The organism is Flavivirga spongiicola (assembly GCF_030540825.1).
GTDB classification, from domain to species: Bacteria; Bacteroidota; Bacteroidia; order Flavobacteriales; family Flavobacteriaceae; genus Flavivirga; species Flavivirga spongiicola.
The window spans coordinates 852563-866407 of record NZ_JAUOEO010000001.1; the positions used below are offsets into that span (position 1 = coordinate 852563).

8 protein-coding genes are annotated in these 13845 nt (G+C 33.7%); all 8 read right to left on the minus strand.

Annotated elements, in window-relative coordinates; genetic code table 11:
- Positions 1–64: 64 nt before the first annotated feature.
- Positions 65–2368: a GH92 family glycosyl hydrolase gene (locus Q4Q47_RS03140; RefSeq protein ID WP_303305200.1), complete on the minus strand. Its 2304-nt coding sequence runs from the start codon at positions 2366–2368 to the stop codon at positions 65–67.
- Positions 2369–2490: 122 nt separating this feature from the next.
- Positions 2491–5532 (minus strand): glycoside hydrolase family 38 N-terminal domain-containing protein, encoded by a 3042-nt coding sequence (locus Q4Q47_RS03145; protein ID WP_303305201.1) that lies wholly within the window; start codon positions 5530–5532, stop codon positions 2491–2493.
- Positions 5533–5666: 134 nt separating this feature from the next.
- Positions 5667–8366, minus strand: a complete 2700-nt coding sequence (locus Q4Q47_RS03150) for a glycoside hydrolase family 38 N-terminal domain-containing protein (RefSeq protein WP_303305202.1) — start codon at positions 8364–8366, stop codon at positions 5667–5669.
- Positions 8367–8391: 25 nt separating this feature from the next.
- Positions 8392–9459 carry a mannonate dehydratase gene (locus Q4Q47_RS03155; protein WP_303305203.1) on the minus strand — a complete coding sequence of 356 codons (1068 nt, stop codon included), beginning with the start codon at positions 9457–9459 and terminating at the stop codon, positions 8392–8394.
- Between the two features lie 51 nt (positions 9460–9510).
- Complete coding sequence (locus Q4Q47_RS03160; protein ID WP_303305204.1) at positions 9511–10563, minus strand: lactonase family protein; 1053 nt, start codon at positions 10561–10563, stop codon at positions 9511–9513.
- A gap of 12 nt (positions 10564–10575) precedes the next feature.
- On the minus strand, positions 10576–11376 hold the full coding sequence (locus Q4Q47_RS03165; protein ID WP_303305205.1) for an SDR family NAD(P)-dependent oxidoreductase: 801 nt from the start codon (positions 11374–11376) through the stop codon (positions 10576–10578).
- 28 nt (positions 11377–11404) lie between these two features.
- Positions 11405–12850: a sugar porter family MFS transporter gene (locus Q4Q47_RS03170; protein ID WP_303305206.1), complete on the minus strand. Its 1446-nt coding sequence runs from the start codon at positions 12848–12850 to the stop codon at positions 11405–11407.
- A 55-nt stretch (positions 12851–12905) separates the two neighbouring features.
- Positions 12906–13829, minus strand: a complete 924-nt coding sequence (locus Q4Q47_RS03175) for a sialate O-acetylesterase (protein WP_303305207.1) — start codon at positions 13827–13829, stop codon at positions 12906–12908.
- Between the last annotated feature and the right edge of the window lie 16 nt (positions 13830–13845).

Below are 13845 nucleotides of genomic sequence, written 5' to 3' on the forward strand. Positions count from 1 at the left end.
TAATCTAAGTCTCAATATTATTCTATATTTTTTGTTAGCAATTAATGGCTTCTTTCAGAACTCCTCAATTTGAAGGAGTTGCTCCCATTTCAAAAGATAATACTCCTCCATTAATAACTTCTTTGTGCGTAATATAATTTCTGTTCAACAAATTCCCATTCAGGGTAATAGATTGGACGATATAGTTCTCTTCACTTAAATTTTTAGCCTGAATTCTAAACTCCTTATCATTTGGAAGATTAATAACGGCTTTTTTAAGTTGCGGAGCGCCTAAAATATATTTACCACCGCAAGGGTTTACTGGATAAAATCCTAATGAAGAAAACATATACCAAGATGACATCTGGCCACAATCATCATTTCCCATTAACCCGTCTGGCTTATTGTGATAATAATCATCAACAAGAGTCTTTATTATTTTATCTGTTTTATATGGTTGATTGGTATATTTATATAGGTATGGAACATGATGACAAGGTTCGTTGCCATGCCAATACTGCCCCATAGTTCCATTAATTTTCCAAACCAATGTTTTAACCTCTGGCTTAGAATTTGAATAAAACATCGAATCTAGTTTCTCAACAAAAACATCATTACCTCCCATTAGTTTCAACAAACCAGGAATATCATGTTGCACATGAAATAGATAATGGTATGCATTTCCTTCCGTGAAATCTGAACCTTCCAACCATTCACCAACCACTTCAGAAACATCTACATCTTTTTTAAACTCTCCTTTCGAGTTTTTACCTCTCATAAAACCGCTTACCGGATCATAGACATTTTTATAATAGCTTGATCTATTTTTAAGAAAATCAGACTCTGCTTTCTTACCTAGTTTATCTGCAAATAATCCTGCACAATAATCATCATAAATATTCTCCAAAAGCCTCGAAACCGTTTCTCTACCATCATCTATGCTTGATAATTGAACATCGTACGGTATATAGCCAAAAGAATCGGTAAGTTCAACATGATTACGATAGTGAGGTAAAGTAACAGAACTCCAAATTGCATCAAAAGCTTGTTCATCGGTATATTGTGAGGGTTTTATCCCTTTTAGGTAGGCATCTACAAAGACAGGAACTGCATGGTTCCCAACCATAGTATGTGTTTCTTTACCCCATAATTGCCAACGTGGCAAATATTTATTTGCCTCTTTCGGGTTTTGAGGATCAATAGTCATATTGTTATAACTGTCTAACATTGAAGTAAGCATATCACTCACCAAATCAGGGCTTAAAATAGTGTACATTGGGTTTGCTGCCCTGTAGGTATCCCATAAAGATAATGTTGAATAATATTTTCCACAAGAAGCTTTTTCTACTTCATTTTCAGAATCCCGATATTTTCCGCCTACATCAGCAATATTATTCGGTTGAATATATAAATGATACAATGACGTATAAAATGCTGTTTTCTTACCCTCGTCTCCTTCAATCTCAATTTTTTTAAGAATATCATTCCATTTTTTATTGGTTTGTGTACGAATTTGATCAAAGCTATCCCATGAATTTATTTCAGATTCTAAGTTATCTTTAGCTTCCTTAATCCCAACTGTTGAAACTCCAATCTGAACCTCCAAAGTTTTGCTATCATCCATATCAAATTCAATGATGTAACGTGGCGCTTTCTCATCCTTATTTCCAGGTGCTATTAGGCTTTGTTTTTTTACGATTCTCTTATTGAACTTTATCACATAAAATAAGTCTCTTTCCGCCCAAACACTTCCTTTTCTGTAGCCTACTAATGTGTAATCATCTCCAAATTGTTGAAATGCCTCAAGGACATTGCTAGCAATACTATTAATATCCCATGACACACCATATTGAAGATCAACTAAGAGCCTAGCTGATTCTTGATTATCAAACAAATAGCGATGATAAGCAGTATGTTCAGTAGCAGTTAATTCTACATTTACCTGATTATCATCCAAATAAACTTTATAATATCCAGGGGATGCTTTTTCGTTCTTTTTATTGTAAGTCGATCCAAAGTTAACACGAGATGATGGGTCTATATTTTTAATACAGTAAGGCATTAATAAAATATCTGACATTGACGGACATCCAACACCATTTAGGTGCGTTTGCGTGAATCCGATAATCTTTGGATCGTTGTATTGATAGCCCGTTACATGATCCATTTCATATCCTTCATAATGCTCGGTATAAGACTCAGGGCTTACTTGTACCATACCCAATGGGGCTGTAGCTCCAGGAAAACAATGTCCTTCATTCTGAGTTCCAATAAATGGATCAACAAATTGTGCATAATTAGTTTCTTTTTTTTCTGCCTGAGGCAAGCATGAAATGTTAAAACTTAGTATTGTAACAAATCCAATTAAAATTATTTTCCTTCGTATCATTGTTTTTATGTTTCAGTATATATTAATTAGCGCAGGGGTCAGTAGACAATTTCATAAAGACTTACTACTATGAGCTTTCTATTAAAAACGTTATATAACTACTTACTTCTATTACATAATATTTACCAAACCACTTTTAAGGTTAAAAAATCCAATGCTGGTACAGTTATTTTGCCCTTCAGATGTTCTCCTTGATTACCGTTTCTCATATTGTAACTGTACACACCTGATGGTTTTTTACTTTTCCAATCTAAGTCAACCAATTCATCTCTATCAGATAAAGAACGTAATCGTATTAATGCAGATTTACCATCTTCACTTGTTTTGAAAACAGTAGAAAACACTAAAGGATTACCTATAATTTCTAATAATGATGTCTCATCTACCCCTTTTTCAATGGCTGATACAACTAGCGGTTGAAACTGCTCATTTCCAAAATGGTTAGCCAAAGCAATATTACTTTCAGTATTATAAGGAAGGATAGCATATTTAAAACTATGTCTACCTTTTTGACTTAATTGAAAATTGGTATGCCAATGATTATTCATCGCCCAAGAATAGATTATACCATTCGGCTCTAGTTTTGGCACCCACTCCTTAGATTCGGAAGCAGATCCAATAATATTAGCTCTAATGTCACCAACCTCAAATACAGGCACATCCAAGGAAGTCCAAGCCACACTTTTAGTTCCTTCAGAAATATCTACCCAACGCCTAACAGTAATCCAGTTTCTATTAGCTCCTAAAAGTTGTTCTTTATCTATTTCTATTTTTCCCCATGGAATATCGGCTACCATTTTTGGGTTTTTCATATTGAAAGCAAAACCAAAATGAACACCTTCTTTATCCTTTATATCTATCTTATCAACAATATTATTGATTTCAATATAGGGTTCATTCTTAATTACAGTAACCTCTCTAATTAATTTATTTGCTCCTTCTGCATCAGATTCTACAACTATTGTAGCCACTAACGGTCCATTTTCTTTAATAGAGTATGCGCTATTACTTGTTCCAAAAGCTTTATCTGGACTATCGTTTCCTTTTAAGTATTTATAATTGTTAACCGAAAATCCGCTTCCTTGTTTTACAAACTCTTCACCATCTCTAACGATACTAGATATATCCCCTGTTTCATTATCAATAGTAACTTTTACTATACCATTATCTAAAACGTTCTCTTTCGCTAGGATTTCACTTGCTTTTTTATCTGTACGAGTCAAACGATACTTTTTTGTACCGTAAGCAGGAATATTTTTTACATAAAACAATAGCTCTCCTGTTGAAAGTTTTTGTGATTCCACAAAAACACCTTTTTCGTTTAAAACACTATTATAATTTTTACTTTGTCCAGCAGGGACCTTTACGACACCAGAACGATTCCATGATAGTGTATTAAATACCCCAAAAACTTCACTATCTTTTTTTGCTACTGCATCTAAGGCCTCCAATAATAATTCTTGACTGAATTTTTTAGACTTTTCAAAATGATCAAATTTCACATCTAAGATTTCACCTGAAAGTGGCTGCTGATCTGGTACCATATAACACCAGGTATGTTCTGTCCCTAGAATAACATTTCTCCATGCTTCATCAAATTTTTCTCTATTAACAGGGATTGTTGGTTTTAACATGGTCCACAAGGTTTCTGCCTGAAGCAAGCGTTCTTTTGTTTCTCTATTTATAGCGGTTTGCCTTGCAGCTGTTCCTAGACCGTCTGTCCAATGTTCTGTAAAATCCCCTTTTAATTCAGGTAGATCATCTCCATACTTTCTTTCAAACGTTTTTAAAATATCCGTTGCTCCTGCAATCACTAATTTGGGGTATGCATATTCTTCATTCCAACTCTTAACTGCATCAGGTAAATCGGCATCTATAGGCGTGTTATCCGCCATGGCCCAAGACATTACAAAAATATCATATGGGTAATAATCAGATGCTTCTAATTGTGGAAGGATTTTATTTATATATGGTTCTACAAAATTCTCCCGAGGATTTTCTGTTTTTACAATTTGCAATAGTTTTGATGGGTCTGTTTGACCTGCCATTTTAGGCCAGAATTTATGCCCTTTAATTAAGGCTCCGGGATTATAACTCCCAGCTTGTAAAAAGAGCATTTTATTTTTCCCTGTGACATCAGACCACCAAAAGGGTTTAAAACTATGTAATGTAGAACGTCCAACTCTATCATAACCATTATTAAACGAAAGACAGTATTTAATCCCCATTTTTGACGCCACGGGAACCACACCCCAAGTCATTCCGGGAACATCCACTTGTACCAACGTCTCAATAGGCTTTCCTGTTAGTTTTTCATATTTTTTGCCAAATTTTAGATATTCAATAAGCTCCTCTCCGTTAGTATCGCTTGTCATTATATTTGCATAGCCTGCATCTAAGCGGAGGTATCCTTTTTGAACACCTTCAATTATCATTTTCTTTTCTTCTTCTGAAGCTTTATTTAAATACCTTTCAACAGGCCAAAGACCTTCAGGGTTCCATAAATATTGTGATCCTTTAGGGTAGTTTGCTGTTTTTTCCCCTAACTTAATACCATTAACCAAATTACGAGTATGGATTATTTCACAATTCTTTTGAGTATTGGTATATCCAATATCTATATGTGAATGGGGATATAAATAAACCGTCCACAGCCTTTTTTTAGGGACTGTTATTTTTTTTGAAATTGATGTATCTCCTATTTTTATCGAAATATCAATAACATCATCTTGATTTACTGACAGCCCTTCTTCAAGTAATAATGAATATTCGTCAACCTCTTTTACTAAATCTAAAACATACCTCTTCTTATTTTTTTTCGATGTTAAGGCAACCTTCAATTTACCTGTATATGTGTTCTCCTTAAAAACCAATTTTATTTCTCTACCTGCCTTACCATTTTCATGATATTTAAAATAAGGTTGTGTAACACAGGTAATACTATCGTTTATAATTGTTGTTAAACGCTTATCTTCAGGCATGTTAAAAAAATCAGTAGACACATTACCTGTAAGGTTATTTGTAATCTTGTTTTCAAGTTCACCAGAATCATCAACCGCTACATTCGTTTCACCCTTTATTTTTTCGGTTTTATTAAAATTGCATGATATATTAAGCATCAAAGCACATATACCTAGAGTAAGTATTGATATTTTATTATTCATTTTTTATTATTTTTAATTTTTAGCCCACAGTCTGAGCATGACAATAATGGAACAATCCCATAAACGCAACTCCAGAAAGTCCAGTAGCTTTTATAAATTTTATTCTTTTCATACTTGCATTTCAGTAACTCACATTATTGAACTTTAAGAGTCTCAATAGCATTGTGACCTACTTTTAATTGTACTTGTTGTTTCTTTATTTTTAAATCTTTGATTGGTTCTTCAATCAAAGTCGTTAATTGTGCTTTTCTTATAGGTTTAAATATTGAAATAGAAGCCGATGTATCAATGCCGTCGGTATCGTATAATCTTATCATAGTACTATGATCGTCTTCTGCTTTTTTAACCGTTGAAATAATCAAATTATCTTTATCTGTTCCAAAAAAGCTAAGACTCTCAGGCAATATAGTTTCACGATAAGATTGTGGATCTAGCACTACTTGTAATCTTTCATTTGCCTGTTTTCCGAAACGTTGTCCGTTTTTCCAACCAGCTTTATGAGATGTTAAACTAAATGAAAAATGATGGTCTCCAGTTTGTAAATACTCATTACCTTCATGATGACAACTTTTTCTTGAAGCTAACAATATAGGCTGCAAAATTATCTGATTATTTTTGTTATTTGTTGGATCAATCCAATCAGTAGTAACTACACTAGAACTTAATGTAACTCCATAATCATCGTTACTAGCAGATAGCCAGTTTTCCATAGCTCTTGGGTGAAGATCTTTTACAAGAGTGCTGTAATGCTTGCCTGCATTTCCTTTCAACTCATCTTTACCAACTGTCACAGCTCCAAACGGAACCTCATAGGTCACGTCGCCGTTATTCATATTTAAAGGCATTGCCATCCTAAATTCTCTAAAAAGTACTCCTTCCCAGTTTAAAACATCAATATTAAAATCAATTTTTTTAGTTGTGTTGTAAAATGTTATTTTCATTTCAATAACTGCTTCCTTCATTTTTTGCCTCATTTTGTATGAGGTGTAAACGGCTCCTTGCTCATCAATTTCCCAATCTGAAATTCCTGTTGCTAGTCTATCAAAAAAACTTAAATCTGGTTGTTGCACCTCTGAAAATTCGCCAGCACCATTACCTTCCGAGTGCATCGCAAAAATTTCTCCGGCCTTAAAACTATTCGTGTTTATTAATTCTTTTCCTAATGCTTTATCAAAAATGCTTTCCAATCCTCCGTTACCCAGTTTCACCTTATAAAACTTATTTTCGAAAGTATGATTGGTTACGACGTTTAAATCAACGCTTTTGGTAGAACCAGGTTTAAGGTAAAACGTTTTATACCCAATTGACGGAACACTTTCAGCTATAAAATGGACCTTTGCAGATTTTAAAAAACCATTAGAATAATATTCTAAATTGGATAATTGTATTGGTAATAAAACTTCTTTCTCTGTATAAAGAGAAATACCTTTTGCTTCATTTGGATCAAAATTTATTTCAAAATTTACAGGATCTGTTCTTTCCCAACTTAAGCTATTGAAAACAACAATGGGGGTTCCCTTTTTCTTTTTAAAATTAATCTTTCCTGCGATACCTTTTATTGATTGGTTTAAAATGGCAGTTCCCTTTTGATGTGCAAAAAGAAACTTTTGCAAGAATAGATCATCTGTTATTTGACCTCTTTTACCTCCCCATCCATGATCTGGATATATTTTAGCCTCCCATGCTTTTTTTAATTCACGTTCTGGGTACTTTGTAAAAGAGCCATCTACAAGAGCATTGGCTGTAGCAAATTTTTCAGCCTGAGTCATCAAGATATCACCTTCTCGACTTGCTTTTAACGCTTTTTGATGTGATGCTCCATGAATATATACCCATGTATTAGGACGCTCTCCTTTAATCGTCTTTTTTATAGCAGTGGTTGCTTTTGCTCTTTCAAAAAACTCATCTGCAGTGGCATATCTAAATTTAGGTAAATCAACTTTGATGCGTTTTTTACCATCAACTTCTATATAGTTTATTTTATTCCATTTATTAATAAAAGGTCCACAATTTTCTACTGGTTTTTGATCCCAAATAAATTCATAATTTAACATGGCAGGCATTACAGTATTATTCGTAGTTTTATTATTATATAATGTATACCAGTCTACAGCATCTGTTGCCATTTTTTTTACAGCTCCATTATCATTTTTAGCCAATAAATTGTAAAAGTCCATATAATGGTCACCAGGGCTGTAACAACTCACTTTTGAGCCATCAGGAGCTTCCCAATAAAAAAAACCTTTTATATGTCTAGCAAAAATAAAATTGTCTATTCCAGCCTTAAAAGCTAATTGTGGCATTTGCATCGTTCTAGCAGGAACATCATTGTTAAAATATGCATTAGTCTTGTACCCTTCTAAATTATCTTTCATCCACTTTCTACCAAGATAAAACTGCCTAGCCAGTGACTCGCCCGAATACATACCTTCATAGGTTTGTACGTAGGCTCCTCCAATACAAATACGTCCTTCTTTAATAAAATTGATAAAATTCTCTTTTTCCTCGGGGTGTCGATGTAAATATTCCATCACAATAGATGATTGCTCAATATCCATTTTAAAATCAGGATCTGACTTTAATCTATCTATATAAGGTGTTAACCATAATTTATCTCTATCTATCTTACAAAATTCAGGTGAATTAAGCCAGGCAATATCCTCATGAGTAGTTGTAAATAAAAGAATATTTCCTTTTGCTAATTTAGAGTCTGATAAATCTTTCAACAATTTATAAGTCTCGGCATCACAATTAAAAGTTTCTTGTGCTTTTAAATTAAACACAACCATTAAACACATAACAATCAGTATATTATACCTTAATCTCAGCATCATTATCCTTTATTTATATTTCTATAATTCACTCCTTTTCTACTAACATCATAGCCGATTTCATATAGCCCATAGCATAGGCCATCCCAGCATACCAAGGAGCATCACATGTCATTTGAGGCGTATGATCTGGGATTAATACCCCATCAAAATTATTCTTCTTTAAAATCCTTAATATTTTAACCATATCTATATCACCTTCGTCTACAAAAACTTCTTTATAATCAGGTACTTTCCCAATCACATTTCTAAAATGGATATAAGAAATTTTATCTTGCTTACTATATGTATCAGTAGCTTCGTAAACATCTCCTTCTGTCATTTCTGCAATAGACCCTAAACAAAATTCAAGATTATTTGATGTGCTTGGTTTTATATCAATCAATTTCTGATACAAGTTAGGCTGATATACCAATCGTGGCGTATCTCTCACATATGGCATTGGCGGATCGTCTGGATGTGCTGCCATTTTAACGCCAGCTTCTTCTGCTACTGGAATAATTTCATTGAGGAAATACTGCAGTCGCTGCCATAGCTCTTCATGACTAATTCGAGGCAATGTCCCTTCTGGTGCATTCTCATCATATATCATGTTCCATACCATTCCATTAGGTATTGGTCTATCATCTACACTTCCATTCATTCCTACAGATATAGCTCCTCCTCTTGCATATGGTTCTACATCCCTTGAAGATACACCTGCTAACGAAAAATTATATCCGAATGTTGGGATACCTGCTTTTCCTACATTACGAATTAATTGTTTTAGGTTTTTAATTTGAACTTTCTTTTTTGGGCCGTCAAGAAGAATATCGTGCCAATGTGCTGGATCAAAATTCTCTATGGCTTCTAATTCTAAACCATGATCGTTTATCTCTTTTTTTATAGCTTTTAATTCTTCTAAACTCCATATTTCATTTGCATTACCTGCTCTACCCCAACCATCAGCACCTCCAATTGGTTGATCTGCGTTATCTTTGTTATGCCCAAAATAATCTACCAGATGAATAACCAAATGGGTAGCACCACATTGTTTGGCAAAATTGTAATGCTCGGTATTGAGCATATGTTTATATAATCCAAATCCTAATTTCATTTTATTTCATTTTATTTTCAACTATATCTTTATTGCATTTCACAAATTATCTTAGCAAAGCCAAGTTATATTGACAGGTGTTTCAACTGTTTTTTTATATTTTTTAGTTAACAGACCTGTTTCTTTATTCATTTTAAAAACCACTAACGTACCTGAATCTTGATTTGCGGCTATTAACCATTCTCCTGTTGGATCTATATTAAAATCGCGAGGCGTCTTTCCTTCTGTAGCTTGATAAGCTACAAGCGAAAGCATTTTATTTTTTTCATTAATCTTAAAAATCGTAATGGTATTTGAACCACGAGCTGATGTATATAGAAATTGTCCAGAAGGATGAAGCCTTATTGCTGCTGCTCCAAAGTCTTCTTTACAGTTTTGAGGTACTGATAAAATCTTTTGTATTTGCTTAAATTTTTTTCCTTCATTTTTTAAAACAAAAACGGCTCCCGTTAATTCACTTAAAATAAATGCATAATTTTGAGTTTTGTCTAACACCATATGTCTAGCACCCGAACCAGGTTCAATATTTAGATCTAATCCAAGTGCCATTTTCCAACTTTTAGTATTAGCAATCAACTGATAAACTTTGGCTTTGTCAAGACCTAAATCGACCAAAAACATATGGTCTTTTTTAAAAGGGTATACCATATGTACATGTGCTGATTCCTGCCGTTCCTTATTAGGACCTGTGCCAACATGTTTAATAAACTGATTACATGGAGCCAAACTCCCATCTTCTAAAATTTGAAATGACAATGCGTTTCCTGACACATAATTAGCTACAACTAATTGATCTTGAATAATTGCTAAGTGACAAGCATAATCTCCTACCAATTCTTGTGAGTTGATAGGTTTAAGTAAGCCCTGATTCTCGATTTTATAAGAAAAGATTCTAGGCTTTAAACTTTCAAGCATTTCTTCTACTGCATATAAATATTTCTTATCCTTAGAAATCACCAAATAGCTTGGGTTTCGCTGTTTAGTATAATGAAGTGATTTTATAACACCTGTTTCCTGATTTAGTTTAAAACAGCCAATTCCTTCTCCTTTAGGGATATTAGCCGGAGCTCCTTCTTGAGTATAACTTCCCGTATAAAATATCATCCTATGTAGAGTTTACTTTTTAACTCTAGGTGGTCTCGGATCATACTGAATGGTATTGTTCATATAACCTCCATCAATATATAAATCTGCACCATGAATATAAGATGCCATATCACTAGCCAAAAACACAACTGCATTTGCAACATCTTCCACCTCTCCTATGTTTCCTGATGGAATCCATTTTTCAAATTTTTCTATACCAAATTTTTTAATTTCTTCTCGATTCATTTCTGTATAAATAGCTCCTGGAGAAACAGACACTACTCTTATATTTTTGTCTACAAGTTCCAGAGACATACACTTTGAAAGCATTTTTAAACCTGCCTTAGACGAACAGTAATGAGCCAATCCTTTTCTTGGAACTACGTCATGAATAGACGAAATATTAATAATAACACCGTTACCTGTTTTCTCCATTCTTAAACCAGCTTGTTGCGCACATAGCCATGGTCCTTTTAAGTTTATACTCAATACTCTATCCCATTCTTCTTCAGTCATCTCTAATACATGATTTATGGTTTCCATTCCTGCATTATTAACTAAAATATCGATACCTTCCCCTTTATCGTCTACAAAAGAAAACATAGCTGCTACATCTTTACTCTTAGCTATATTTGCATATACTGCCCAGGCATTTACGCCATATTTTTCCTTTATTTCAGAAACTAACAACTCTGCCTTTTCTTTATTACTATAATAATTAATAAAGACATCGGCCCCATTGGCTGCTAATTTTCTACAAATCCCTGCTCCAATACCTTGACTACCTCCTGTTACTAAAGCCCTTTTTCCTGTTAAATCAATATTTTGCATCTCTATTTATAGTTTCGTTGTGAATGGATTACTTATCTTTTATTCTCCAAAATTTTTCAATCTCTTCCAATGTCTTTCCTTTGGTTTCTGGAACAAATTTCCAAATAAACCAAATTGCCGGTAATGTTAATGCTGCATATATGAAGAATGTTCCTGACGGCATTACTGTTTTTATTAAAATAGGGTTGGTAAGGGTTATTACAAAACCTGTTACCATTAGAGAAAAACTTCCTAACGATACAGCCAATCCACGAATACGAGTGGGGAAAATTTCGCTGATAATAACCCAAACAATAGGTCCAAATGAAAAAGCAAAACTTGCCACGTACATTAATAATGGTATAATAACAAATTTAGAACCTATGGCAAATAAAACACCTACTCCGGACAAAGAGATAAATGCTCCTATAACACCTATTAATAACAGCTTTCTTCTACCAAATTTTTCAATATTCATAATAGCTACAAAAGTGAATGCACAGTTTATGACACCTACTAAAACGGCCCCTAAGAATGCGCTCTCTACACTTTGAACAGATTCATTGATAATGTTTGGAGCAAAATACATTATGGCAGCTATACCACTTAAGTGGGCAAACATAGGCAGTAATATTCCTATCCAAAGCGGGATTCTTAAAAAGGGCTGTAACAATTCTTTTACACCTCCTGATTCCGCTTCAACCATTTCTTTTATTTCTTCCATCTGTGATTCGGCATGCTCCTTTCCATCAATTTTTATCATAATTTCCATAGCTTCATCATATCTGCCTTTAGAAACTAACCATCTTGGAGTTTCTGGTACTATAAAAAGTAATAGTAGAAATAAAAGGGCAATAGGTATTTCTGTACCAAACATACCTCGCCACAATTCATCTACAAACAACCAATTAAAAAAACCTGAAGGCTCACTAGATATAACACCTGCTGCGCTGCCTGCTTGGTTTAATACAATCCAATCAATTAAAAAAGCTAAAAGAATCCCCAAGGTTATGGAAAATTGATATAGCGATACCATTTTTCCTCTATTTTGTGGTAATGATAATTCTGAAATATAAATAGGTGCTACCACCGAAGTAATCCCAACACCAATACCACCAATAATACGAACAACAATTAAAAAGCTAAATGCTGAACTTGTATCTGAAGTAAACCACATGGCTTTTTCTAAATCGCCTAAAAATTGAGGTGGTAACATAGAACCAATAGCTGAAATTGTTAAACAGATAGCTGCCAAAATCAGTGCTTTTTTTCTACCAAAACGATCGGTAATCATACTGGAAACAATACATCCAAAAATGGTTCCCAGTAGTGCCGAAGAAACGACCCATCCTAGCATAGATGGTGTTAATTGAAATTGTTGTTCTAGAAAAGTATTGCACCCAGAAATAATGGCAGTATCATACCCAAAAAGAAAACCTCCAATGGTTGACACAAAACTTATTCCTAATAGGTATTTGGATGTTTTAGATTTCATTTATTTTAGTTTTAATTAAATTTATTTGATAGCTACTGCACAATACAGCCTTTTCTTATTCTTTATTTAACTCATAAATAAGGTTAGCAAATGACTCTCCTAAACTTATATATCCTGAACTGTTGTAATGTGCTCCATCTGAATAACCATAATCTTTGGTATCTCTAACAATTGATGCTTTTCTATCTATTCTTGCATATTTTTCTTGTGCATATTGAATTAACTCACCAAATTGCCACATTTTCCCCTCCTCATTCATTCCTGAATCCGATATTTTCCCAATAACAACAGGTAAATCATCATTGTGTAATGCCGCACGAATAAGGTCCATTAACTGCTTAAGATTCTTATAATATTGCAATGCTATTTCATTAGTGTGAAGGGCATCGCTTTCTCCTTGCATCCAAACAATTCCCGAGGGAATTAACCGATCAGGATGGCCATCACCATCTATATCTGATATTGCATAAGCGTTTTGCATAGTTTTGAGGAAAAAATCATACTGATTGATTCCTAATTCGTCTTTATCACCATTATAATCAGGAGCCCAAGATGTAACTTTCTGAATACTGTCAATTGAAGTCCCTCCAAGTGAATACTTAATAATGGCTATTTTTTCATTTGGATAAAGAGCCTGCATCTTTTTTGCAAAAGAAAGTTCGACTCCAAACCAATTAGACATTATATTTTTATTTCCATCAAAAGAAAACATGACACCATGACCTGGTCTTAATTTTTCCCATTTTCCAAATCCTGCCAATGAATCATTAACCACACTAGGTTTGCCATGAAAAATAAAAACATTTTCAAATTCTTGATCTAAAGACTTTGGTAAATCTTTATTGTTACCGTATCCATCCATATTTGACTGGCCTCCCAAATAGAAAACTCTAATCCCATTTGCTTCTTTATGTTGACTGAACATAATTAAGGGAAAAACAATAAAAATCAATGCTACTCTTAACCTCTTTTTTTTCATAATAAAATTTTTACAC

Bases quoted from the DNA above. Each gene is read 5' to 3' on its own strand.
- Q4Q47_RS03155 (WP_303305203.1), bottom strand. From the start codon at position 9,459: ATGAAATTAGGATTTGGATTATATAAACATATGCTCAATACCGAGCAT.
- Q4Q47_RS03170 (WP_303305206.1), bottom strand. From the start codon at position 12,850: ATGAAATCTAAAACATCCAAATACCTATTAGGAATAAGTTTTGTGTCA.
- Q4Q47_RS03145 (WP_303305201.1), bottom strand. From the start codon at position 5,532: ATGAATAATAAAATATCAATACTTACTCTAGGTATATGTGCTTTGATG.
- Q4Q47_RS03175 (WP_303305207.1), bottom strand. From the start codon at position 13,829: ATGAAAAAAAAGAGGTTAAGAGTAGCATTGATTTTTATTGTTTTTCCC.
- Q4Q47_RS03165 (WP_303305205.1), bottom strand. From the start codon at position 11,376: ATGCAAAATATTGATTTAACAGGAAAAAGGGCTTTAGTAACAGGAGGT.
- Q4Q47_RS03160 (WP_303305204.1), bottom strand. From the start codon at position 10,563: ATGATATTTTATACGGGAAGTTATACTCAAGAAGGAGCTCCGGCTAAT.
- Q4Q47_RS03140 (WP_303305200.1), bottom strand. From the start codon at position 2,368: ATGATACGAAGGAAAATAATTTTAATTGGATTTGTTACAATACTAAGT.
- Q4Q47_RS03150 (WP_303305202.1), bottom strand. From the start codon at position 8,366: ATGATGCTGAGATTAAGGTATAATATACTGATTGTTATGTGTTTAATG.